The following is a 22,537-nucleotide window of genomic DNA, read 5'->3' as shown; positions in this document are numbered from 1 at the left end:
CATGTCCGAACCGACCGGTGCCGCCCGCCGACGCGGGCCCTTCGAGGTCGGGGACCAGGTACAGCTCACCGACCCCAAGGGCCGCCACTACACGTTCACGCTCGAAGCCGGGAAGAATTTCCACACCCACAAGGGTTCCTTCCCGCACGACGAGCTGATCGGCTCCCCCGAGGGAAGCGTTGTCCGTACCACGGGCAACGTCGCCTACCTCGCGCTGCGTCCCCTGCTCCCCGACTATGTCCTGTCCATGCCCCGCGGCGCCGCCGTGGTCTACCCCAAGGACGCGGGCCAGATCCTGGCCTTCGCCGACATCTTCCCCGGCGCCCGAGTCGTGGAAGCAGGTGTGGGCTCCGGCTCCCTGAGCAGCTTCCTGCTGCGCGCCATCGGCGACCAGGGCATGCTCCACAGCTATGAGCGCCGCGCGGACTTCGCCGAAATCGCCACCGCCAACGTCGAGCGCTACTTCGGCGGCCCGCACCCCGCGTGGCAGCTGACCGTGGGCGACCTCCAGGACAACCTGTCCGACACGGACGTCGACCGCGTGATCCTCGACATGCTCGCCCCCTGGGAATGCCTCGAGGCCGTCTCCAAGGCCCTCGTCCCCGGCGGCATCCTCTGCTGCTACGTGGCCACCACCACCCAGCTCTCGCGCACCGTCGAGTCCATCCGCGAGTTCGGCTGCTACGCCGAGCCGCAGCCCTGGGAATCGATGATCCGCAACTGGCACGTCGAGGGCCTCGCCGTCCGCCCGGACCACCGGATGATCGGCCACACCGGCTTCCTCGTCACCGCCCGCCGCCTCGCCGACGGCGTCGAGCCGCCCATGCGCCGCCGCCGCCCCTCCAAGGGCGCCTACGGCGAGGACTACGACGGCCCCGGCAGCCGGTCCGGCTCCAAGGCCGCCGAGCCCGCAGAAGCCGTAGAGCCCGCCGAAGGCGACCGCGGCTGACCTGCGGTCACCCGCCCGCCCAACACGCAGACGCTGTGGCGCAGTTCCCCGAAGCATCCGGGAACTGCGCCACAGCGTCTTTTCGTTGTCCCGGAAACCGGCCCCGCCGGTGCGGACCCAACCGTTCCACCCCGATGTGAGGTGTGGCACGATGCTGGCTCCCCGTCACCCTTCGCACAGGAGACACCCCGAGTGCCGCACAGCCCCACCGAGCCCGCGCCGGCACCGCAGACCCCGGCGCACCACCGCGCGCGGCCCCTCCACTGGATCGCCACCGCCTCGGCCATGGCCGCCGTCATAGCCGGCGCCGGCTTCCTCCAGCCCGACCCGGCCACCGGAGCCCCCACGACCGCCGGCGGCCCCACGAGCACCGCGGACGCCCCCGGCCCCGCGAGCCCCCCGAAGGGCCCCGAGGGTGACGCCCAGTTCCTCGGCCTTGACGGCCTTGGAGCTCGGCTTCCCGCTCGCGGAGGCCGCGCAGACCAGGTAGGTGGTCTTGGAGTTGACGCTGCCGCCCGCCCTGCCGCCGGCCTTCTCGATCATGTCGAGGCCGAGGGCCAGGGCCACGTTCTCCTGGCCGGTCAGCACGTTCCCGGACAGGGCGTCCGCGATCTTGAGCGTGACCAGGGGGACGGAGCCGCCCACGAGCGCGGCGGCGGTGGCGTGCGCGGCGAAGGCGGTGCCGAAGAGCAGCACGAATCCGCCGAGCAGGGAGGGCGCGAGGACGGGCAGGCCGACGTGGCGCCAGAACTGCCATCCGCTCGCCCCGTTGTTCTGGGCGGCCTCGCGCCACTGGGGGCGCAGGCCGTCGAGCGCGGGGACGATGACCAGCACCATGAGCGGGGTCAGGAAGTAGAGGTAGACCACGGTGAGGCCGGTGAAGGAGTAGAGGTTCCAGCCGAGACCGGTCAGGTCGGCGAGCTGGGTGACGACTCCGGAGATGCCGACGGTGGCGATGAACGCGAAGGCGAGCGGGACCCCGCCGAAGTTGGCGAGGACTCCCGAGGCGGTCAGTGCCGCGCCGCGCAGGGTCCGCGAGCGGGAGGTGACGACGGCCTGCGCGATGAGGACGCCGAGCACGCCGGCCACGAGCGCGGTGAGCGAGGAGAGCTGCACGCTGCCGACGAGCGAGCCGAGGTAGGGGCCCTGGAGGGAGCGCGCGAGGTGCTCTCCCGTCAGTTCGGTGGCGCCGCCGACCGGGTCGGTGCGGGTGACGGCGCCGAAGGCGATGGCGCCCAGCGGGATGCCGAAGCAGAGCCCGGTGAAGGCGAGGAGGGGGAGGGCGGCGAGCCAGGTGCGCGGGCCGCGCCGCCGGCGGCGGCTGGTGGTGCCGCCGGCGGTCCCCTTCGTGTGGGGGGTGGAGGTGGAGGCGGACATCAGCTGAGGGCCTTGTCCCACTTCTCGGAGAGGGTCGCCTTGGCCTTGTCCAGCTCGGTGGAAGCCGGGAAGGCAGGGGCGCCCTGGACCTGCGGGAGCTTGGTGACGGCGTCCTTGTCGACGGTGCCGTCCTGGGTCATGGCGGGCAGCAGCACGGGGCGGGCGTAGCCCTTCAGCCACAGGTTCTGGCCCTCGGCGCTGTACAGGAACTCCATCCACAGGCGGGAGGCCGCCGGGTGCGGGGCATCCTTGTTGATGGCCTGCGAGTAGTACTGGGCGTAGACGCCGTCGGTGGGGATGGCGACCTTCCAGTCGACGCCCTTGCCCTTGAACTGATCGGCGTAGCCGGCGTTCAGGTAGTCCCAGTCGATCGAGATGGGCGTCTCGCCCTTCTCGACGGTGGCCGGGGTGGACTCGACGGGGATGAAGTTGCCGCTCTTCTTCAGCTGTCCGAAGAAGTCGATGCCGGGCTGGATGTCGCCGAAGGAGCCCTTGTTGGCGAGGGCGGCCGCGTAGACGCCGCCGAAGGCGGAGCCGGACTTGGTCGGGTTGCCGTTGAGGGCGACCTTGCCCTTGTACTCGGGCTTGGCCAGGTCGGCGAAGGACTTCGGGCAGTTCGGGATGCGGGCGGCGTCGCAGCCGATGGAGACGTAGCCGCCGTAGTCGTTGTACCAGCGGGCGTCCGCGTCCTTCTGGGAGGCGGGGATCTTGTCCCAGGCGGTGACCTTGTACGGGGCGAAGAGGTTCTCGGCGGCGCCGCTGCGGGCGAAGGCGATGCCGAGGTCCAGGACGTCGGGGGCGCGGGTCTGGCCCTTGCGGGACTTGACGGCCGCGATCTCGTCGGCGCTGGAGGCGTCCGGGTTCTCGGCGTTGATCTTGACCTTGGGGTACTTGGCCTGGAACGCCTTCTGGATCTCGCCGTAGTTCGCCCAGTCCGCGGGCAGCGCGATGACGTTGAGCTCGCCCTCCTTCTCAGCGGCCGCGACGAGGCCCTCCAGGCCGCCGAAGTCGGCGACCGAGGTGGCGGCGCCGGGCTGGGTCTTGTTCTTGCCGTCGGCGGCGGCGCCGGCCTTCGGGTCGGGTGCGGCGCCGCAGGCGCTGAGCGTGGTGAGCACGGCGGCGCTGAGCAGAACGGCCGCACCGCGACGGGCGGAGGAACTGAGCACGGTCTCTCCCGGAGACTGGATCCATGGCAGGGGGTTCACTTGTCTGAACAAGTTGGCTCCAGTTCGCCCTGGGGCCCTGTACGGACGGTGAACGGCGGCTGTCGCGCGGTCCACGTCTCGACGAAGACCGTGAATGGCCGGATCCGACCGTGACGGACCACCCGCATGATGATCTTCGGAGCCCGGTGCGGCGCCTAGGCTGGCGGGCACCACGACGACGGACGGCACGGGGACGGGGACGGCATGGGAACGGTGCGGTATCTGGAGATCGCCGAGGCGCTGCGCCGGGCGATCCTCTCCGGCGAGTACCCCGTGGGCGCCCAACTGCCCTCGGAGAGCGACCTGGCCGCCCGCTGGTCGGCCTCGCGCGGGACCGTCCGCCAGGCCGTGGCCACGCTCGCCGCCGAGGGGCTCATCGGCTCCCGGCAGGGGGCCCGCAGGATCGTCCTGCGCCACGAGCGCAAGCACAGCTTCGGGGAGCTCAACAGCTTCGCCCAGTGGGCCGAAGGGGTCGGCCACCGGGCGCAGAGCCGGTTCCTGTCGCGCGCCCGCCGCCCCGCCACGGCCGAGGAGGCGGAGCGCCTCGCACTGGCACCCGGTACGGAGGTCCTGGCCGTGCTGCGGCTGCGGCTGCTCGACGGGGAGCCGACGATGGTCGAGCGGACGGCCTACGCCGACTGGGTCGCGGCGGCGGTCGAGGCGATGCCCGAGGACTGCCGCTCGGTGATGGACGGCCTGGCGGACGGCTCCGGAATCGTCGCCCACTACGGCGAGCACCTCATCGACGCGCTGCCCGCCGGCAGCGAGGACGCCCGGCTGCTGGAAATCCGGCGCGGCAGCCCGCTTTTGCGCCAGCGGCACGTCTCCGCGACCCGCACGGGTCGCCCGATCGAGTGGTCCGACGACCGCTACCGGGCGGGCAGTGTCACCTTCAGTGTGAACAACTCGGCAGTAGCAACTCCGCTGGAGCGACGGGCCGGCGAGGGCTGAAGCCCGGCGAAGGGCCACGCCCGCCCTCCCCCGCCACGCCATCCCGGCCCCCCGGGATCCCGGCGCCGCCGCCCGGGTGAGTCCGCGGCCCTCACGGCGACACCGGGGGCCCCGGACCGCTACAACCGGGGGCGTGATCGAGAACGTGACGCCCCGCGCCCGGGCAGCCCGCGCCCGGGCAGCCCGCGCCCGGGCCGCGCTCGCCCTGGCCGCCCTCGTCGTGGGCGCGCTCGCGCTGCCGCTCGCCCCCGGACCGGCGCACGCGGCCGAAGACGCGCCCCGTACCGGATTCGAGGCCTCGAACGGGGCGAGCTGGACCACCGGGTCCCAGGAGCGCGAGCTCCTCGACGCCGTCGGGCGCCGCGCCGGGGCGGGGGCCTCCGTCCGGCGCATCGGCACGACGGTGCTGGGCCGCCCGCTGCACCTGGTGGCCCTGGGCCGCGGCCCCGTCACCGTCCTGCTGGTGTGCTCCCAGCACGGGGACGAGCCCGCGGGGCGCGAGGCCTGCCTGACCACCGTCCGCGACCTCGCGTACGCCCGGGAGCCGGCCGCCCGGCGTCTCCTGGAGCAGGCCACGGTCCTCGTCGTACCGACCGCCAACCCCGACGGCCGGGCGGCGGGCACCAGGGCCAACGCGGCCGGCACCGACATCAACCGCGACCACCTCGCCCTGGACTCGCCCGAGGCGCGGGCCGTCGCCGCCGTCCTGCGCGACCGACGTCCGCAGCTCGTGTACGACCTGCACGAGTACCGGGCCACACCGGGCACCTACGACAAGGACCTCTTCGACCTCTGGCCGCGCAACCTGAACACCGACCCCGGGGTGTACGCGCAGTCCCGCGTGCTGTCCGGCGCGTACGTACGGGAAGCGGCGCGCGCGGCCGGCCGCTCCACCGGCACCTACGGCATCCGGACCGACCCCGCCACCGGCCTGCCGGCCACCCAGTCCGCGGGGGACGGCCAGGAACGGATCCTGCGCAACACCGCGGGCGTCAAGCACGCGGTCGCCCTGCTGGTCGAGAGCCGCGTCGAAGCGCCCGGCGGCGCGGCCGGCGACGCGGAGCGGGCCGACCCGGCCCTCAACCACCGCCGCCGCGTGTCCACCCAACTCGTCGCCCTGCATGGGCTGTTCGCCTACGTTTCCGAGCGTACGGGCCCCCTGGCCGCGGCCTCGGCCGCCGCCCGCCGGGCCGGCGCCCGGGACGCGGGACCCGTCCGGCTGGGCGGCGCGGACAACGCCCCGGCGGCCCCGGAGGAGATCCTGGCCGACCCGCCCTGCGGCTACCGCCTCACCCCGGCCCAGTACGCGGGCACCGCCGCCCGCCTCGACCTGCACGGAGTGCGCGTCGTACGGGCCGCGGACGGCGGCGCGTACGTCCCGCTGCGCCAGTCCCCGCGCGCGCTCGTCCCCTTGCTCCTCGACGGCCGCGCCCGCTACCGGATCGCCACGGGGGAGCCGGTACCGGGGTGTTGACGGTTCGTGACCCGGAGCACAAGCGCGCTGGTCAGCCGGATGCCGTGAGCTATGTTGGGATCACAGAGCGGCACGACAGGGAGGACCGCCCGTGTCATCGGGGCAGCAGGCGAGGGCACAAGCGGCCGCGATCACGCCGAGCGGGCAGGCGGCCGAGCGCGAGCGCGCCCCGGCCGAACGGGTCCGGGCGCTGTTCGACGGACATCCGCTCTCCCCCGGCCAGCGGCGGATCGCCCAGTACCTCGTGGACCACCTCACCGAGGCGGCGTTCCTCTCGATCACCGAGCTCGCCGAGCGGGCCGGAGTGAGCCAGCCGTCCGTGACCCGGTTCGCGGCCGCCCTGGGGTTCAGCGGCTATCCGGCGCTGCGCGACGTGCTCCAGCCCATCGCGCTGAGCGCGGTGGCCGGCGCCCCGGACAGCCCCGAGCAGACCCGCCGCAACGAGCTGCAGGCCGCCGTCGACGCCGAGATCGAGAACCTGCGCGACGTACGCAGGCTGCTCGCCGACACCAACCAGGTGCTCGACATCGGCCGCGAGCTGGCCCGCTCGGTGCCGCTGACGGTGCTCGGGCTGCGGATCTCCGTCTCCCTGGCCGAGTACTTCGCGTACGCGGCCCGCCGCATCCACCCCGACGTGCGGCTGGTGACCGGCGGCGGAAGCGTGGCCTACGACGCGCTGCTCCAGGCCCGCGCGGCCGGCGGCAGCTGGGTGCTGGCCTTCGCCATGCCCCGGCACGCCAAGGAGACCCTGGCGGCGCTGCGGGTCGCGCGCCGGGCGGGGCTGCGGGTCGTTCTGATCACGGACGGCACGCTGGGCCCGCTGGTGGACGAGGCCGATGTGGCGCTGACGGCCGGCACCGGTTCCAGGCTGGTCTTCGACTCCTACGCGGCGCCGGGCGTGCTGTCCGCCGCGCTGCTCCAGGCGATGTCCGACGCGGATCCCGAGCGGACGCAGGCGCGGCTCGAAAGCTATGAGCAGGCCGCCGACCAGCACGGATTCTTCCTCTGAGACCGTTCGCCGGGCGCCCGTATTCACACCCCACCCGGGCATGAATATTTTCATACTCTTGCTTACTCAACGGTATATATGTTTACTGATGGCGGCGCGGTCATCCGTCAAGACGCCAGGAGAGCCACCCCAGCCCTCCCAGAACAGACACCCGGTGCGACGCACCTCCTCCTCACGTCGCACCAGGCGTCCCGTCCGGCCTTCGGAACCCGGAGCGCCCCCGCGGCCTCGGCCAACCCCTGGGCCGAGGCCGCCACCGGCACGTTCTCGATCACCGTTCGACACCTTGTGGAAGCGGCAAGAATGTCTCAGACGACGCTCGTCACGCACAGCCCGGACTGGCCCAGCCAGGTCAAGCGTCCCGGGAACCACGACTGGGAACGCACGGCCACCCGATGGCTCCGCGACCTGGTCCCGGCCCGCTACGCCGGCTACGCGACGTTGACCCGCAGCCCCGTACTGCTCGCCCGCCATGCCCAGCTCCAGGTCCAGCACGAGATGCGCGCCGTACGCGTGGCCCTGGAGACCAGCCGCGCCGAACTCCCCGGCCTCGGGGTGGCCGAGGCGGTCATCGAGACCTCGATCAGGATGTACGCGGGGGAGCTGAGGCAGCTCGCCCGGCTGGCCCGGGCCATCCGGGTCGTCGGCGACGCACTCGCCCACGGCGCGGCCCGCCGCCGGTAGCCGCGGCGCCGGCCAGCCGCCGAGCGCTCCCCGTGCGAAAGCGCCGGCCGGAGAATCATCGCCGTGGATCCCCGCAACACCTCCCGCGAGTGCCCCGAATGCGGGCACACCGCGAAGGAGAACCGCCCCACGCAAGACACATTCCACTGCCAGGCATGCGGCCACACCGCGCACGCCGACACCGTGGGCGCGATCAACGTTTTGAACCGGGCCGGGCTGGTCCGCTGCAACGCCAACCCGGCGTAACAGGAAGCCCCGTCATTTATGGCGGGGAGGAGTCACGTAACCCTCCGATCGCGCGCCCGCGTCACCCGATCGTCCGAGATGCCGACTGGGCCGAACGGGCGCAAGGTGGTCTGCGTACGAAGTTCAGCCCGTTTTCCGGCGGAGGAGCAGCGGTCATGGCGAAGAAGGCGCGTACAGGTCAGCACGGCCACCAGGATTCCGAGCGTGCGATGGCGAAGAACACGGCGGCCGAAGCCCGTGCCAAGGCCGCCGTCCGGGACGTGCAGTCGATCGCCGCGAAGACGCGGGGCATGCAGCAGAAGGCCCAGGCCAAGCGCGGCTGACGCGGCGCGAAACCAAGCCGGGCCACGCCGGGCCGTGGCGGCGCGGCGTGCGTAGGCTGGCGCCATGCGGATGATCGTCCGGGGCGCCCGGCTGCTCCACAGCGAAGGCCTGCACGACGTCGAGGTCGCGGAGGACGGCCGGATCGCGCGCGTGATCCCGTACGACGACCAGAAGGAGCCACCCGCGACGGGGGTGCTGATCGAGGCGCACGGCGGCCTCCTCAGCGCCCCCTTCGTCGAACCGCACATCCACCTCGACACCGCCCTGACGGCCGGCGAGCCCCGCCCGAACGCCTCCGGGACGCTCTGGGAGGGCATCGCCTGCTGGAGCGAGCGCAAGCGGACCCTGACCCGCGAGGACGTGGTCGCGCGGGCCACGGAGGTGCTGCGCTGGCAGGCGGCGCAGGGCGTGCTGCACGTGCGGACGCATTGCGACACCACCGACCCGGCGCTGACCGCGCTGGATGCGCTGCTGGAGGTGCGGGACCGGGTCCGGGACGTGCTGACCCTGCAGATCGTCGCCTTCCCGCAGGAGGGCATCGTCTCCTTCCCCGACGGCGAGGCGCTGCTGCGCGAGGCGGTCCGGCGCGGCGCGGACGTGGTCGGCGCGATCCCGCACTTCGAGGACACCCGGGAGGACGGGGTGGCCTCGCTGTCGATCGCCTTCGCGCTCGCCGAGGAGCACGGACTGCGGATCGACGCGCACTGCGACGAGATCGACGACGAGCAGTCGCGCTTCGTGGAGGTGCTGGCCGCGCTCGCCCTGCGCTCCGGGCTGCGCGAGCGCGCGACGGCCTCGCACACGACGGCCATGGGCTCCTACGGCGGCGCCTACAGCTACAAGCTCCAGCGGCTGCTGTCGCGCTCCGGGATCAACCTCGTCTCGAACCCCTTCGCCAACCTGGGCCTCCAGGGCCGCTTCGACGCCTACCCCAAGCGGCGCGGCCTCACCCAGGTCAAGGAGATGCTGGCGGCCGGAGTGAACGTGGCCTTCGGCCACGACGACGTGATGGACCCCTGGAACGCGCTGGGCACCGGGAACCCGCTGCAGACAGCCCTCGTCGGGATCTACGCCGCCCAGCTCACGGGAGCGGACGAGATCCCGGTGGCCTTCGAGATGGTGACGGAGCGCGCGGCCCGCGTCCTCGGCCTGTCCGGGGCGGAGTACGGCATCACCGAGGGCGCCGCGGCCTCCTTCGTCCTGCTGCCGGCCGAGTCGCCGGCCGAGGCGGTCCGCCGCCAGGTCCGCCCGCGCTACGTCGTCTCCCGCGGCACGGTCCTGGCCGAGACCCCGGCGGCTCCGGCCCGCCTGCTGTCGTGGCCGGGGGATACGGGCCCGTCGGAGGTGGACTTCCGCCGCCGCCTACGCTGACCTCCCATGACCTTTGTGACATGGACACTTGACACTCCGTCGGCCCGCGCCGCGCTGGAGATCGCGGGCGAGTACACGGACGCGGCGCTGCTGAACCACTCCGTCCGCTCGTACGCCTTCGCGGCCGAGTACGCGGACCGGCACGGGCTCTCGTACGACCGGGAGCTCCTCTACGTCAGCGCGCTCGTGCACGACCTCGGGCTGACCGCGCCCTTCGACAGCCACACCCTGCCCTTCGAGGAGGCCGGCGGGCACGTCGCCCGCGTCCTGACGGCGGGCCTGGGCTGGCCGGCGAAGCGCCGGGCGCGCGCCGAGCGGATCATCGTGCTGCACATGCGCGACGACGTCACGGCGGCCGAGGACGTGGAGAGCCACCTGCTCCAGGTCGGCACGACCGCGGACGTCTCCGGGGTCGGGGTCACCGACGCGGACCCGGTCTTCACGGCCGCGCTCCTCGCGGAGTACCCGCGGCTCGGCTTCGGCGAGGCCTTCTTCGCACTCGTCTCGGACCAGGCGGCCCGCAAGCCGCAGTGCGCGGCGGCGGCCTACGTGGCGAGCGGCGCGCAGGCCCGGATCGCGGCGAACCCGCTGGACCGGCAGGTCTGACGCCGCGGCCCGGCAGCGCCGTGAGCGCGCGGCGGCGGTGCCGTGAGCGCCCGGCTCCGGCGCTGCCGCCGTGAGCACGCGGCCCCGGTGCCGCCGCCGTCAGGGGGCTCGATCCGCCGCCCGGGTCAGAACAGCCCCAGCGCGTTGTCCAGGGACCAGACCTGCCAGCCCATCGCGAAGAAGGCGACCCCGGAGATCAGGGCCATCATCAGGTTCTGCCCCTGCTCGCCCCAGTCGTGGATCATCAGCACCAGGTAGACCAGGTTGAGCACCAGGCCCGCGATCAGGGCTATCGGGGTCAGGAAGCCGGCGATGAGGCCGAGCCCGAGCGCCAGCTCCGCGTAGGCGACCAGATAGGCCATGAAGCGCGGGTACGGCTTCACGACGAGGTCGAAGCCGCGCGTGACGAACCCCCAGCGGTGCTCGGCGGCCACCCCGGCGGCCCAGCGGATGCCGCCTCCGCCGAACCAGTCCTTCTTGTCCTTGTGCCGCCAGCTCTCCAGCCACCACAGCCCGAGCCCGATCCGCAGAACGGCGACCCACTCGGGTCCGCCGAGCCAGATGGTCTGCATCCTCGGTTCCTTCCCTCAATTAATCTGACGATGTGTCAGTTTCGAGGCAAGGGGACCCGCCTGGCAAGGGGTTGGCCGGGCGGGGGCCGGGTGGGTCCCCGGTCCCGCCGTCCCCGGGGCTGCGCCCGCCCACCGGTTCCAGGCGGCCAGCGCCTCGCGCACCGCGTCCGGCGGGTCCGCCACCCCGGCCGCGCCGAGCAGCCGGGCGACCGCCTCCTCCGGCAGCCCGTCGACGCGGTGCAGCACGAAGGCGGCCCGGACCGGCCCCGGCACCCCGGCCAGCGCCTGGGACACCTCGTCGATCCCGCCCGCCGGGGGCCACAGCCGCAGCCCCCACACGAAGGGCGGGACCGGGGGCCAGCCGAGCGCGGCCGCGGCGAGGCGGGACCGGCCGGACGGAGCGAGGCTCGCGCGCAGGACCCGTACGCGCACCTCCGCCAGCGGACCGCCCGGGCTGTCGCGCCCGGCCGCGGCTCCCGCCGCGCCCCGGCCGCCGCGCGGGAGGGCCCGCTGGACCGCCTTGTGCGCGGGGAGCACCCGGGTATGGCGGCCGAGCGAGACCGGCAGCGTCACGTAGGCGAGCCGCACCAGTTGGGGGTACTGCTCGACGAGGACGGCCTCGGCCTGTTCCACGGCGGTGGATCCGAATCGCTGTGTTGTGCCCACGCTCCGACAAACGAGTGAATCTTGGGATGGTCACACGCCGTGCGCCCCCGCCGGCGGGGCGGACCGGGCGCACAGGAGATCGGCATATGCGTTTGCGCTGGTTGAGGCCTCGCGTGGTCGACATCGATCAGGAGTCGATCATCACCGAACGTAATCCTTCTATGTTTCATCTCTACGCCCTCCGAGTGCGCCCGCGCTGATTTCCTTGCCCCGCACACGGGATGGGGTGGAGCGGTGAGCGATGGCAGCGGACCGGAGGAGTCCGGTGGCGGGGCCGTGGGTCTGCCGAGCCGGCGACGGCGGCCGACCCCCATGAGCCAGTGGGATTCGACGGCGCGCCTGTCGTACTGGGCCTTCCACGCCGACCGGCGCCCGGCCTACATGCGGTTCGCGTTCCTGCAGTTGGGCACGGACGCGGCGGCCGAGGAGGCGGTGGACGCCGCCTTCGACTCGATCATGGGCGAATGGCTGCGGATGCTGCACATGGACCGCCTCGACGCCTACGCCTGGACCGTGCTCAAGCAGCGGATAGTCGACCGGCAGTACCGCCGCAGCCCCTGGCCGGAGCCGATGGACATCAGTGCCTTCGAGGCAGCGCTCAAGGAGGCCCACGCGGAAGCCGACCAGTACGAGGTGCTCACCGACACCATCCGCTTCTACTCCGCCGTCTCCCGGCTCGCCGAACGGCAGCGCGACGCCGTGCTGCTGCGGTACGGGCTCCAATGCACCCCCGCCGAGGCCGCCGCCATGATGGGCGTCGACGAGGCAACGGTCCGCTCGCAGCTCGGCCAGGCGCAGCGGCGGCTCGCCCTGCTGCTCGACACGGCAGCAGAGTCATGAGCCGGGGCACGAGCCGCGGCGTCCGGCGCGAGGACGGCGGACTCCCGCGCTCCCTGGAGCAGTTCCTGGCCCGGGCGAGCGTGCGCGACCGCTACCCGCACTACGACCTCGGCGCCGCGGAGGCCCGGTTGCTGCGCGGCGCCGGGGCCCCGGCGCCGAAGCCCAAGCCGCCCGGGCCCCGGCGCGGCACGGCCCCGAGCCGGCGCCGCCCGACGGGGTGGAGCGATCCCTCGCGGGACCTCCCGCTGGACTCCGAACGGGCCGGGCGCGACCTCAAGGCCGCCTGTCTGGCCTCGGTGTGCGGACGGGGGGCCCGGGAGCGGCTCGACGCGTTCGCGGCCGGCGGCCACGCCGACCTGCCCGGGGCCGTGGTCTTCGGCTGCCTGCTGCACCTGGCCGGCCTGCGCGAAGGGGCCCGGTTCTGGTGGCAGTTCGCCGCCGGGTCCGGGCGGGCCCGGACCACGCACGCCGCGTACTGCCTCTTCCTGGACCACTCCCGGCGCGGTGAGCACCACGACGCCCGGGTCTGGGCGCGGGAGCTGGGCCGGCGCCGCTTCCGGCCGCGCGGGCACCGGGACCTGCGGGAGGTGCGGCTGTGCGCGCAGGCGGCCGTCCTGCGCTACGTCGACCAGGTCGACGATCCCGACCTGGGCCCGGTGCCGCTGCCCAGACCGGGAGTGTCCGGGGCACTGGACGCCTTCTTGCCGCCGGCGGCTCCGGTGCGCCGCCCCCGGCTGGGCGCGGGCCCGCTGCGCCACCCCGCGCTGACGGCCGCGTCCCGCACGACCGTCGTACAGCCCGGCGGGGGCGAGGCGCTGGCGCGGGCGCGCAGCGCCCTGGCCGTCGTACGCGTCCTCGAGCGGCGGCCGCTCGGGGTGCGCGCGGGCCTGCTCGGGCGGGAGGCCGGGCTGGCCGAGGCGGAGCTCGGGCCCCTGCTGTCGATGCTCTGCGAGGAGGAGTACGCGTACCGCCCCGGCGTCGGCGTGTACGCGCCCGGGCCCGCCCTCGACCGGCTCGCGGCCCCGTGCGGTCGGGGTCTCGCGGGGCAGCTCCAGCGCACGCTGGCACTGGCCCGGGACAGCGCGGGCGCGGCCGTGTACCTGAGCCGGTACGCGGAGGGGGAGGTCCGGATCACCCAGATGGCGGACGGGCCCGGCGCCCCGCCCGTGCGGGAGTGGGTGGACTTCCGGGACGCCGCGCACGCGAGCGCGGTGGGCAAGTGCCTGCTGAGCCAGCTCGACCACGACGGCCGCGCCGACCACGTGGCCCGGCACCGGCCGGCCCGGCTCACCGAGCGGACCATCACCGACAGCCGGGCCCTGTTCACCGCGCTGGACGCGGTGGCGCCCGGGGCGCCCGTCTTCGACCTGCTCGAATACGCGCCCGGCGTGGTCTGCGCGGCGGTTCCCCTCGCGCTCGGCGACGGGGCCGGCAGCCTCGCGCTGTCGCTGCCCGGCGCGCACGCGCACCGGCTGGGCCGGGCCACCGGGGCGCTGCGGCGCAAGGCGGTCCCGGTGCTGCTGGCGCTGCTGCTGGCGGGGGCGATCCCGCCGGACGCCGCCGGGGACCCGGCGGACGGCACTGGCGACCCGGCGGACGGCACCGAGGCCGGGGTCGGGTCCGGCCCCGGTGTGCCGGGGGTCCCGCCGGGGCCCGTTCCGGTCACCGCGGAGACGCTGCGGCACCTGCGCAGCGTCTTCCGGACACCGCTGAGCCGGGCCGCGGGCACCCCGGGGCGGGGCGGCCGGGCGGACCCGTCCGGACCGAGCGGCCCACCACGAAGGCGGCACCGTCCCAATCCGTCCACTCAGCCAGCCCCTCAGAAAGATCCACGGAGCGATCCTGCCAGCACAGCATCAGACCCGGTGAACCTTTCCGGTCACAGCACTAGTGCTGCGGCCGGGAAGGTTTGCCGGGTCGCGGTGTCCGGTGCGGTGCCTCTCCCCCAGCTACCGCTGGGAGGGGCCCCCGGGCGGAGGGCCGCTTGTACTGGACGTACTTCGGTGGTCCGACAACGCGGCGAGGTGCCGTGCCGGGCGCCGCGACCCGGTGAACCTTTCCGGTCACAGCACTAGCACTGGGCAGTCCAGTGGAATGCCGTACTCCGCCCGGGCGGGCCGCGCCGCCGGGGCGGGGCCCGCGGGCGCGGTCATCCCGCGCGCGCTGATTTCGGAAGGCACGCGCGCCGTGTCCGGGAGCGGGACTACGCTCACCAGGTGGAACGCGCAGAGGTACTCAAGCGAGTGATCGGCATCCTCACCGAGGCCCAGGACATCCGCCGGGCCGTCGAGACGGGCGAGGAGGACGCCGAGGGCGGCCCGGAGGAGGCGGCGGCCGGAGTGGCCACGACGCTCCTGAACGAGATGCTGCCGTCGATCAGCGTGCCGGCCGACGCCTCGCCGCGGCAGGTGGCGACGCTGGTCGCCGAGGCCCTCGGCCCGGCCCTGCACACGATGGTTTCAGGTTTCAGCCTGGCCTTCACCAGCCTCGCCATCGCGCACGACAACGGCCGGACGGACGTCTCCGCGATCGAGGTCCTCCAGGAACTCGCCCTCGAGATCGAGGCGGGGACCTACGACGAAGGTCCGTAGCTCCTCGGGCGCCTCAGGCGGGGTGGCCGGTGAGGGACGCGCCGGAGCGTAGTACGCGCTGAGCGCGGAGCGGTACTCCGCGCTGCCGAGGTTCTCGTCCCGGTCGAACTCCGGAGCGTCCGCGATCTCCCCCTTGGTGAGGTCGACGTAGAGGCGCCGGGCCTCCTCCTCGACCTTCGTGATCGCGCGGACCGGGAGGAACCCTGTCCTGCCCCGACGCGTCGGGGCAGGGCAGGGAGGGGACGAGGCCGGCGCCCTCCCCGCGGTTACCGCGCGGCCAGGACCGCCTCGGCCACCGACCGCGGTACGGGCGCCGCCGCGGCCGGCCGGGTGGTGAAGGTGCCCCGGCCCCGGGTCCGGCCGCGTAGCCCGGACGCGTAGCCGAAGAGCTCCGCCAGCGGAACGGCCGCCGTGACCACGGCGGTACCGGCCCGGGAAGTGGAGCCCGAGACCTTCCCCCGGCGGGCCGCGAGATCGCCGAGCACCCCGCCGACGGAGTCCTCCGGAACGGTGACCGCGACCTCCACGACCGGTTCCAGCAGTTCCATCGCGCTCGCTCGCAGCGCCTCGCGCAGCGCGAACCGCCCCGCCGCCCGGAACGCCATCTCCGAGGAGTCCTTGGAGTGGGTCGCGCCGTCGGTGAGCGTGACCCGCAGTCCGGTCACCGGGTAGCCGCCCAGGGGGCCCTCCGCGAGGGCGTCCCGGCAGCCGGCCTCCACGGCACGCACGTACTCCAGGGGCACCCGGCCGCCGACGACCGTCGACCCGAACTCCATCCCCGCCTCCTCCCACGGTTCGACGTCCACGACGACGTGGGCGAACTGCCCCGCGCCGCCGTCCTGTTTGACGTGCCGGTACACCAGGCCCGTCACGCCCCGCACCACGGTCTCCCGGTAGGACACCTGCGGCCGGCCGACGGCGACGTCCAGCCCGTGGCCGCGGCGGATCTTCTCCACCGCGACCTCCAGATGGAGCTCGCCCATCCCCGACAGCACGGTCTGCCCGGTCTCCGGGTCGGACCGCACCACGAGGGAGGGGTCCTCGACGACGAGCCGCGCCAGTGCCGACGACAGCCGGCCGACGTCGGCGCTGCGCCGGGCCTCCACCGCGACCGTCACCACCGGTTCCGCCACCAGGGGCGGTTCGAGGACCACGGGCGCCGACGGCGCGCACAGGGTCGCCCCGGCACGTACGTTCTTCAGCCCCACCACGGCGACGATGTCACCGGCCGTCACCTCCTCCATCTCCTCGTGCCGGTCGGCCTGCACGCGCAGGATCCGGCCGATCCGCTCCGTGCGGCCCGTACCGGCGTCCAGCACCGTTTCCCCCTTGCGCGCCGTACCCGCGTAGACGCGCACGTAGGTGAGCCGCCCGGTGGCCGTCGCCGTCACCTTGAACGCCAGGGCGGTGAAGGGCTCCGCCGGGTCGGCGGCGCGCTCCTGTTCCGAGCCGGCCCGCAGGCCGCGTACGGCCGGTACGTCGGCGGGCGAAGGCAGGTACGCCAGCACCGCGTCGAGCAGCGGTTCGACACCCCGGTTGCGGTACGCCGAGCCGCACAGCACCACGACGCCGTCCCCGCTGAGGGTCAGGTCGCGCAGCGCGGCGGCCAGGGTGTGCGCGGTCAGGGCCGCCGTCGCGCAGAACTCCTCCAGCGCGGCCGGGTGGAGTTCGGCCACCGCCTCCTCCAGTGCCCGGCGCCGGCGGCCGGCCTCCTCGCGCAGCGGCTCGGGGACCGGTCCGGTCTCGCACGTGTCGGATCCGGTGTGCCAGACCAGCGCGCGCATCCGCAGGAGGTCGACCACGCCGGTGAAGCCGTCCTCGCGCCCGATGGGCAGTTGGACGACCAGCGGTACGGTGCCCAGCCGCTCCCGGATCGAGGCGACCGCGGTGTCCAGGTCCGCGCCCGCCCGGTCCAGCTTGTTGACGAAGGCGATCCGCGGCACGCCGTGCCGGTCCGCCTGCCGCCACACCGTCTCGCTCTGCGGCTCGACGCCCGCGACGGCGTCGAACACCGCGACCGCCCCGTCGAGCACCCGCAGCGAACGCTCCACCTCGTCGGAGAAGTCGACGTGGCCGGGGGTGTCGATCAGGTTGAGGCGGTGGCCGCCCCAGGCGCAGCTCACGGCCGCCGCGGAGATGGTGATGCCCCGGTCGCGTTCCTGCGGGTCGAAGTCGGTGACGGTGGTGCCGTCGTGGACCTCGCCGCGCTTGTGCACGGCGCCGGTGGCGAACAGGATCCGTTCGGTGATCGTCGTCTTGCCCGCGTCCACGTGCGCGAGGATGCCCAGATTACGGATGGTGGCGAGGGCCTGTCTCTTATACACATTCCCGAGCCCACGAGACTAGGCATGGCCGGCCCACCGACACCACCACCACCCACACCACCCGACCCACCGCACACCCGATGGACCGCCCGTACCGCCTCCTCCACCGCCACGTCCGGACCGGCCCCGAAGTCCAGCGGACCCCGCCAGTCGGCGACGACGCGACCGGCGAGGTCCACCCGTACCGCCGTGAGCTCGTCGCGGTCCAGATGCACCCCGACCGCGTACCGCGCCTCCCGCACCAGTTTCAGCAGCGTGCGCGGCTTGCCGCCCGTGGACGCCTCGCGCCCGGCGTCGGCCACCAGCCCGTCGCCCCGGAGCCGTGCCGTGATCTTGCTGACGGCCTGCGGGGTGAGCCCCGTACGGTCCGCGAGGTCCGCGCGGCCCAGGCCCCCGGGGCCGGCGGCGCGCAGCAGGTCCAGCACCAGCGCGTCGTTGTGCCCGCGCAGCAGCGGCAGGTTCACGCCGCCGCCCTTGTCCCCGCCACCGCTACCGCTACCCCTGTCCACCTGCCCATTGTCCACCCTCCTTGCACTTAGGCAACACTGTTGCCAAAGTGGTCGCCATGAACGACACCGCCCCCGCCACCCCCCTCCGCGTCGGACTCATCGGCTACGGACTCGCCGGTTCCGTCTTCCACGCCCCGCTCGTGTCCGCGACCGAAGGCCTCGTCCTCGACACCGTCGTCACCTCGGACCCGGGCCGCGCCGCCCAGGTGCGCGAGGCCCACCCGGACGTCCGGATCACCGGCAGCGCCGCCGAGCTGTGGGACCGGGGCCGGTCCCCCGCCCTCGACCTGGTCGTCATCGCCTCCCCCAACAAGACGCACGTCCCGCTCGCCACCGCCGCCCTCACCGCCGGCGTCCCGGTGGTCGTGGACAAGCCGCTCGCCGCCACCGCCGCCGAGGCGCGCGAACTGGCCTGGCTCTCCGACCGGACCGGGACCTTCCTGTCCGTCTTCCAGAACCGCCGCTGGGACAACGACTTCCTCACGCTGCGCCGCCTCCTCGCCGACGGCGAGCTGGGCGACGTCCAGCGCTTCGAGTCCCGCTTCGAGCGCTGGCGCCCGCAGCTCAAGGGCGGCTGGCGGGAATCGGGCGCGCCGGAGGAGATCGGCGGGCTGCTGTACGACCTCGGCAGCCACGTCGTCGACCAGGCGCTGGTGCTGTTCGGCCCGGCCGTACGGGTCTACGCCGAGGCCGACGTGCGCCGCCCGGGCGCGGAGGCCGACGACGACACCTTCATCGCCGTCACGCACGCGAGCGGGGTCCGCTCGCACCTGTACGTCAGCGCCACCACGGCCCAGCTGGGGCCGCGGTTCCGGGTGCTCGGCTCCCGCGCGGGCTACGTCAAGTACGGGCTCGACCCCCAGGAGGGCGCACTGCGCGACGGGCTGCGACCGGGCGACCCCGACCGCACGTGGGGCGAGGAGCCCGAGCACCTGTGGGGCCGGCTGGGCTCCGGGGAGTCCCCGCTGACCGGCGGCGGCCTGCCGGTGCCGACGGTGCCGGGCGACTACCCGGCGTACTACGCGGCCGTGGCCGCCGCGCTGCGCGGCGGCGGGCCGGCCCCGGTCACGGCGCTGGAGGCGGCGCAGTGCCTGGACGTGCTGGAGGCGGCGCGCAAGTCGTCGAGGGACGGAGTGACGGTGGAGCTCTGACCCCGCCGGGGCCCGCAGTCTGCCGGCCGGGATCCGACGGGAAAGGGGCGGCGCCGTCGACGACGGCACCGCCCCTTCCGCAACGCGCCCTACGCGCCCTAAGCGCCCTAAGCGCTCTTGAACTCCTGGCGCTGACGGCCGAGGCCGTCGATCTCCAGCTCCACCACGTCGCCGGCCCGCAGGAACGGCTTCGGCTCCGGCTGGCCCGCGGCCACGCCGGCCGGGGTGCCGGTGATCAGGACGTCGCCCGGGTACAGGGTCATGAACTGGCTCACGTACCGCACGACCTCGCCGACCGGGAAGATCTGGTCCGAGGTGTGGCCGTCCTGCTTGAGCTCGCCGTTGACCCACAGCTTGACGTCGAGGACCTGCGGGTCCGGGACCTCGTCGGCGGTGACCAGCCAGGGGCCGAGCGGCGTGAAGGTCTCGCAGTTCTTGCCCTTGTCCCAGGTGCCGCCGCGCTCGTTCTGGAAGGCTCGCTCGGTCACGTCGTTGACCAGCACGTACCCGCCGACGTGCGCGAGGCCCTCCTCGGCGGAGGCCAGGTAGCGGGCGGTGCTGCCGATGACGACGCCGAGCTCGGCCTCCCAGTCGGTCTTGACGCTGCCGCGCGGCACCAGCACGGTGTCGTCGGGGCCGACCACGGTGTCGGAGGCCTTGAGGAAGAGGATCGGCTCGGCCGGCGCCTCGGCGCCGACCTCGGCCGCGTGCCCGTGGTAGTTCAGGCCGATGCCCACGACCTTGCCTATGCGGCCGACGGCGGACCCGATCCGCAGACCCTCGGCGTCCAGCACCGGGAGCTCACCGGACTCGGCCGCGTCCCGTACCCGGGACAGCACGGAGTCGTCGGCGAGCAGCGCGCCGTCCACATCCGTGATCAGGCCGGACAGGTCCCGCAGGGTCCCGTCCTGATCGAGCAGCGCGGGGCGCTCCGACCCGACGGGTCCTACACGCAGCAGCTTCATGGGCATTCTCCCGTGGTCGTGGGTGGTCGGCCCATGGGCGTGCCCCGGGCCGGCCGATGGGTTGCGGCCATCGGAGGATTGGTCGATCCTCCAAGAAGTCGGCCCAATCCGCAAGACCCAGTTCACAGACTGGAACGCCCCGCTCCGGCGATCTCCTGCTCGGCCCGCTCCGCGTCCCGCTGTGCGGCCCGCTCCACCTCCCGCTCGGCGGCCCGGTCCTTGCGGTGCTGGAGCCAGATCCGCTCGGCCACCGACCAGGCGGTGGTGGTGACCAGGTACAGCCCGGCGGCCAGCGGCACCAGGGCGGCGGTGACCAGCGTCCCGAAGGACAGCAGGGGCAGTACGCCGCCCAGCTTGCGCATGACCTCGCGCTGCTCGGCGCTCACCCCGGCCATCGCCGCGGCGACCTCGTCCCCGGCCCGCCCGGCGGTCAGAACCAAGCGGGGCCGCCGGCCTCTGCGGTCCGCGGCGAGATGAATCTTGCTGGTCAGGCCGCCCCGGGACCTGCCGAGCAGGGCTTCCTTCAGGCGGAGCTTGCGTCTGCGTCGGATGCGCCGACGCTCGGCCTGTCCGTTCTGTTCCCCCCATGGTGCCGCCCCACCCTTCCGGGCCGGGTGCACGGCAGTGAGCGCGCACCCGGCCGGCCAGGCCGTGAGGGACGTCCTAGTGCTGGTGTGAGCCGGTCGAGGGCGGGGGCTTCAGGGTGCCCGCCGACTGGCCCGGTTCGACCACCACGAACTGGCCCATCATGCCCTTGTCCTCGTGGTACAGCAGGTGGCAGTGGAACATGTACGGGGTATCCGGGTCCGCGGGACCGTCGAAGCGCAGCGCGATGCGGACCGTCGAACCGGACGGGATGAAGACGGTGTCCTTCGGCCCGCGCAACGGCGGCGGCGGAGCCACGCCGTTGATGTCGAGTATGCGGAACTGCACGTCGTGGACGTGGAAGTTGTGCGGCATCCCGTCGTCGTTGCGCAGGGTCCAGGTCTCGGCCGTGCCGCGGGTGACCGTCTCGTCCACCCGGGACATGTCCATCTTCCGACCGTTGATGCCGGACGCCTTGAGCTCGAAGAAGCGGTTGCGCGCCGAGTCCTCACCGGTGGGGAGCGCCGATGCCACCAGCGCCCCGGGCAGCTCTGCCGACGGCCTCAGGGTGGGCGCCGCGCGCAGCTGCATCACGTCGAAGGAGTCGTCGCCGCCACCGAAGCGCTGGTTCCAGAAGTCCAGGCCGGCGTCCAGGGGGTAGGAGCGCAGGACCGTCCGCTCGCCCGGCTTCATCCGTACGACGATCTCCGCGCGCTCCCCCGGCGAGAGGACCAGGCGGTCGGCCGTGTGGGGGGCTTCGAGGAGGCCGCCGTCCGAGGCGATCTGCCGGAACGTGCGGCCGTCGTCGAAGCCGAAGGTGTAGACGCGGGCGGTGGAGGCGTTCAGCAGGCGCAGCCGGACCAGTTCGTCCTGGACGGTGACGTACGGGTCCAGCGTGCCGTTGACCATCGTCCGGTCGCCGAGGAAGCCGACGTTGCGCATCAGCTTGTGGCCGTGGTCGAACTTCGCGCCGTCGAAGGTCACGTCCTGGACGATGACCGGGATGTCATCCACCCCGTACGACTTGGGCAGGGGCAGGGCCGCCGACGCCGTGTCGTCCAGCAGGAACAGGCCCGCGAGGCCGCGCTGGACGTGCGTCTCGGTCTCACCGTGCGGATGCGGGTGGTACCAGAGGGTCGCGGCCGGCTGCTCGATCGTCCACTCGGGGGCCCAGTTGCCGCCCGCCGGCACCATCTGGTGGGGGCCGCCGTCCATCGCGGCGGGCAGGTGCATGCCGTGCCAGTGGACGGTGGATTCCTCGGGCAGGGTGTTGGCCACCTTCACCCGGACCTTCTCGCCCTTCGCCGCGCGGAGGGTGGGGCCGAGGTAGCTGCCGTTGAACCCCCAGGTCGGGGTCTTGCTCCCGGGGGTGAACTCGGTCTCCCCCGCCTGCATGCGCAGGTCGAAGACGCGGGTCCCGTCCGCGTCCACGGTGGACGCGGCGAGGGGCGGCACCGCGAGGGCGTTGTGGAAGTCCACCTCGCCGACGGTGGACACCTTGGCCCCGGTGTAGAGCCAGGTGAACAGCGAGCCGATGACAAGGGCGAAGGTCGCGACGAGCGAACCGAGAATCAGCAACGCCCGCTTCCAACCCGGCATTCGGCGCTTGCCGCCGGTCACATTGTTCCCACTTTTCGACATGACCATGACGGTACAGACGGCGTTCGCGTCCCACATCAGGGACCACCCGGGGCCGACCCCGACACCGCCCCCGAGACGCTTCAGGGGCGCGGGCCCGGATGCGCCCCGTACCGGCGGTCACGCCCGAGGCCGAGCGCACGACTCCCTTAACATCCCTGTCATGAGCGATTCGAACGATCTTCTTGCCTGGCTGCAGGACTGGTACGCGGAGCAGTGCGACGGCGACTGGGAGCACGAGTGGGGCGTGAAGATCGCCACACTCGACAATCCCGGCTGGACGATCGAGATAGATCTGAAGGAAACGGACCTGGAAGGACGCGAACACCCCCGCCAGGACGTCAATCGCAGCACGCGGGACTGGGTCTGGGTCTGGACCGCCGAGAACACCTTCCGCGCCGCGTGCGGCCCCGGAAACCTCGCCGAGGCCCTTGGGCTCTTCCGCACCTGGGCGACCACGCCCACTCCCTGAGCGGTGGGCCGCTTCGGGCGCACCCGAG

18 protein-coding genes and 6 pseudogenes are annotated in these 22,537 nt (G+C 73.5%); 14 read left to right on the top strand and 10 right to left on the bottom strand.

The window, feature by feature from the left end; all coding sequences use genetic code 11:
• Position 1 precedes the first annotated feature (1 nt).
• Positions 2–949 (top strand): tRNA (adenine-N1)-methyltransferase, encoded by a 948-nt coding sequence (locus tag DRB96_RS41110; protein ID WP_112452933.1) that lies wholly within the window; start codon positions 2–4, stop codon positions 947–949.
• Between the two features lie 537 nt (positions 950–1,486).
• Here the strand turns inward: DRB96_RS41110 and DRB96_RS41105 are convergent.
• Positions 1,487–2,326, bottom strand: a pseudogene (locus DRB96_RS41105) (ABC transporter permease subunit); the annotation flags it as partial.
• Positions 2,326–3,456 carry an extracellular solute-binding protein gene (locus tag DRB96_RS41100; protein WP_204358120.1) on the bottom strand — a complete coding sequence of 377 codons (1,131 nt, stop codon included), beginning with the start codon at positions 3,454–3,456 and terminating at the stop codon, positions 2,326–2,328. The pseudogene DRB96_RS41105 and the gene DRB96_RS41100, both read right to left, overlap by 1 nt.
• Before the next feature lie 279 nt (positions 3,457–3,735).
• Between DRB96_RS41100 and DRB96_RS41095 the strand changes: the two genes are divergently transcribed.
• The 8 genes and pseudogenes from DRB96_RS41095 to DRB96_RS41065 all read left to right on the top strand — a co-directional run bounded on the left by DRB96_RS41095 (position 3,736) and on the right by DRB96_RS41065 (position 10,196).
• Positions 3,736–4,482 (top strand): GntR family transcriptional regulator, encoded by a 747-nt coding sequence (locus DRB96_RS41095; RefSeq protein ID WP_112452931.1) that lies wholly within the window; start codon positions 3,736–3,738, stop codon positions 4,480–4,482.
• 205 nt (positions 4,483–4,687) lie between these two features.
• Entirely contained in the window at positions 4,688–5,956 is a 1,269-nt protein-coding gene (locus DRB96_RS41090; protein WP_112454417.1) for a M14 family metallocarboxypeptidase, read from the top strand.
• A gap of 91 nt (positions 5,957–6,047) precedes the next feature.
• Positions 6,048–6,965, top strand: coding sequence for a MurR/RpiR family transcriptional regulator (locus DRB96_RS41085; protein ID WP_112452930.1), 918 nt, complete (start codon positions 6,048–6,050; stop codon positions 6,963–6,965).
• 303 nt (positions 6,966–7,268) lie between these two features.
• A complete protein-coding gene (locus tag DRB96_RS41080; RefSeq protein WP_112452929.1) occupies positions 7,269–7,649 on the top strand; it encodes a hypothetical protein in 381 nt (126 codons plus the stop codon).
• 36 nt (positions 7,650–7,685) lie between these two features.
• Positions 7,686–7,895, top strand: a pseudogene (locus tag DRB96_RS41075) (zinc ribbon domain-containing protein); the annotation flags it as partial.
• A gap of 155 nt (positions 7,896–8,050) precedes the next feature.
• Positions 8,051–8,218: a hypothetical protein gene (locus tag DRB96_RS43535; RefSeq protein WP_162688941.1), complete on the top strand. Its 168-nt coding sequence runs from the start codon at positions 8,051–8,053 to the stop codon at positions 8,216–8,218.
• A gap of 64 nt (positions 8,219–8,282) precedes the next feature.
• Positions 8,283–9,590: a cytosine deaminase gene (gene codA, locus DRB96_RS41070; RefSeq protein ID WP_275432059.1), complete on the top strand. Its 1,308-nt coding sequence runs from the start codon at positions 8,283–8,285 to the stop codon at positions 9,588–9,590.
• Between the two features lie 6 nt (positions 9,591–9,596).
• The gene (locus DRB96_RS41065) at positions 9,597–10,196 is read left to right on the top strand and encodes an HD domain-containing protein (protein ID WP_204357954.1); all 600 of its coding nucleotides are present in this window, start codon (positions 9,597–9,599) and stop codon (positions 10,194–10,196) included.
• Positions 10,197–10,321: 125 nt separating this feature from the next.
• On the opposite strand, the gene DRB96_RS41060 is transcribed toward DRB96_RS41065, so the two are convergent.
• Both DRB96_RS41060 and DRB96_RS41055 read right to left on the bottom strand, forming a co-directional pair.
• A complete protein-coding gene (locus tag DRB96_RS41060; protein ID WP_112452927.1) occupies positions 10,322–10,768 on the bottom strand; it encodes a DoxX family membrane protein in 447 nt (148 codons plus the stop codon).
• Positions 10,769–10,783: 15 nt separating this feature from the next.
• The gene (locus DRB96_RS41055; protein ID WP_112452926.1) at positions 10,784–11,401 is read right to left on the bottom strand and encodes a hypothetical protein; all 618 of its coding nucleotides are present in this window, start codon (positions 11,399–11,401) and stop codon (positions 10,784–10,786) included.
• Positions 11,402–11,746: 345 nt separating this feature from the next.
• On the opposite strand from DRB96_RS41055, the gene DRB96_RS41050 reads away from it, so the two are divergent.
• From DRB96_RS41050 to DRB96_RS41040, 3 genes and pseudogenes are all read left to right on the top strand, one after another.
• Positions 11,747–12,274 (top strand): sigma-70 family RNA polymerase sigma factor, encoded by a 528-nt coding sequence (locus tag DRB96_RS41050; RefSeq protein ID WP_239516627.1) that lies wholly within the window; start codon positions 11,747–11,749, stop codon positions 12,272–12,274.
• Between the two features lie 836 nt (positions 12,275–13,110).
• Positions 13,111–13,809 (top strand): annotated as a pseudogene (locus tag DRB96_RS45625) (IclR family transcriptional regulator C-terminal domain-containing protein); the annotation flags it as partial.
• 681 nt (positions 13,810–14,490) lie between these two features.
• Positions 14,491–14,865: a hypothetical protein gene (locus DRB96_RS41040; protein WP_112452924.1), complete on the top strand. Its 375-nt coding sequence runs from the start codon at positions 14,491–14,493 to the stop codon at positions 14,863–14,865.
• A 266-nt stretch (positions 14,866–15,131) separates the two neighbouring features.
• Here DRB96_RS41040 and fusA read toward each other — a convergent pair whose 3' ends face one another.
• Together fusA and DRB96_RS41030 are read right to left on the bottom strand one after the other, a co-directional pair.
• The gene (gene fusA / locus DRB96_RS41035) at positions 15,132–17,189 is read right to left on the bottom strand and encodes an elongation factor G (RefSeq protein WP_112452923.1); all 2,058 of its coding nucleotides are present in this window, start codon (positions 17,187–17,189) and stop codon (positions 15,132–15,134) included.
• A 101-nt stretch (positions 17,190–17,290) separates the two neighbouring features.
• A pseudogene (locus DRB96_RS41030) lies at positions 17,291–17,698 on the bottom strand (MarR family transcriptional regulator); the annotation flags it as partial.
• A 56-nt stretch (positions 17,699–17,754) separates the two neighbouring features.
• On the opposite strand from DRB96_RS41030, the gene DRB96_RS41025 reads away from it, so the two are divergent.
• The gene (locus tag DRB96_RS41025; RefSeq protein WP_112454411.1) at positions 17,755–18,849 is read left to right on the top strand and encodes a Gfo/Idh/MocA family oxidoreductase; all 1,095 of its coding nucleotides are present in this window, start codon (positions 17,755–17,757) and stop codon (positions 18,847–18,849) included.
• Positions 18,850–18,956: 107 nt separating this feature from the next.
• On the opposite strand, the gene DRB96_RS41020 is transcribed toward DRB96_RS41025, so the two are convergent.
• From DRB96_RS41020 to DRB96_RS41010, 4 genes and pseudogenes are all read right to left on the bottom strand, one after another.
• Positions 18,957–19,814 (bottom strand): fumarylacetoacetate hydrolase family protein, encoded by an 858-nt coding sequence (locus DRB96_RS41020; protein ID WP_112452922.1) that lies wholly within the window; start codon positions 19,812–19,814, stop codon positions 18,957–18,959.
• Positions 19,815–19,936: 122 nt separating this feature from the next.
• Positions 19,937–20,155, bottom strand: a pseudogene (locus tag DRB96_RS45620) (hypothetical protein); the annotation flags it as partial.
• 69 nt (positions 20,156–20,224) lie between these two features.
• Positions 20,225–20,422, bottom strand: a pseudogene (locus tag DRB96_RS41015) (hypothetical protein); the annotation flags it as partial.
• Between the two features lie 55 nt (positions 20,423–20,477).
• The gene (locus DRB96_RS41010) at positions 20,478–22,040 is read right to left on the bottom strand and encodes a multicopper oxidase domain-containing protein (protein ID WP_239517836.1); all 1,563 of its coding nucleotides are present in this window, start codon (positions 22,038–22,040) and stop codon (positions 20,478–20,480) included.
• A 160-nt stretch (positions 22,041–22,200) separates the two neighbouring features.
• On the opposite strand from DRB96_RS41010, the gene DRB96_RS41005 reads away from it, so the two are divergent.
• Positions 22,201–22,509, top strand: a complete 309-nt coding sequence (locus DRB96_RS41005; protein WP_112452920.1) for an immunity 53 family protein — start codon at positions 22,201–22,203, stop codon at positions 22,507–22,509.
• The last annotated feature ends 28 nt before the right edge of the window (positions 22,510–22,537 follow it).

Origin of the sequence: Streptomyces sp. ICC1 (assembly GCF_003287935.1) — a bacterium.
GTDB classification, from domain to species: domain Bacteria; phylum Actinomycetota; class Actinomycetes; order Streptomycetales; family Streptomycetaceae; genus Streptomyces; species Streptomyces tritrimontium.
The sequence above is the reverse complement of the archived record's forward strand: the minus strand, read 5'-3'. Positions and strand labels throughout refer to the sequence as shown.

What these genes read in the sequence shown, in the direction of transcription:
- DRB96_RS41025 (WP_112454411.1), top strand. Translation starts at nt 17,755, where the DNA reads ATGAACGACACCGCCCCCGCCACCCCCCTCCGCGTCGGACTCATCGGC.
- DRB96_RS43535 (WP_162688941.1), top strand. Translation starts at nt 8,051, where the DNA reads ATGGCGAAGAAGGCGCGTACAGGTCAGCACGGCCACCAGGATTCCGAG.
- DRB96_RS41065 (WP_204357954.1), top strand. Translation starts at nt 9,597, where the DNA reads ATGACCTTTGTGACATGGACACTTGACACTCCGTCGGCCCGCGCCGCG.
- DRB96_RS41080 (WP_112452929.1), top strand. Translation starts at nt 7,269, where the DNA reads ATGTCTCAGACGACGCTCGTCACGCACAGCCCGGACTGGCCCAGCCAG.
- DRB96_RS41110 (WP_112452933.1), top strand. Translation starts at nt 2, where the DNA reads ATGTCCGAACCGACCGGTGCCGCCCGCCGACGCGGGCCCTTCGAGGTC.
- DRB96_RS41010 (WP_239517836.1), bottom strand. Translation starts at nt 22,040, where the DNA reads ATGTCGAAAAGTGGGAACAATGTGACCGGCGGCAAGCGCCGAATGCCG.
- DRB96_RS41005 (WP_112452920.1), top strand. Translation starts at nt 22,201, where the DNA reads ATGAGCGATTCGAACGATCTTCTTGCCTGGCTGCAGGACTGGTACGCG.
- codA (WP_275432059.1), top strand. Translation starts at nt 8,283, where the DNA reads ATGCGGATGATCGTCCGGGGCGCCCGGCTGCTCCACAGCGAAGGCCTG.
- DRB96_RS41060 (WP_112452927.1), bottom strand. Translation starts at nt 10,768, where the DNA reads ATGCAGACCATCTGGCTCGGCGGACCCGAGTGGGTCGCCGTTCTGCGG.
- DRB96_RS41095 (WP_112452931.1), top strand. Translation starts at nt 3,736, where the DNA reads ATGGGAACGGTGCGGTATCTGGAGATCGCCGAGGCGCTGCGCCGGGCG.
- DRB96_RS41020 (WP_112452922.1), bottom strand. Translation starts at nt 19,814, where the DNA reads ATGAAGCTGCTGCGTGTAGGACCCGTCGGGTCGGAGCGCCCCGCGCTG.
- DRB96_RS41050 (WP_239516627.1), top strand. Translation starts at nt 11,747, where the DNA reads ATGAGCCAGTGGGATTCGACGGCGCGCCTGTCGTACTGGGCCTTCCAC.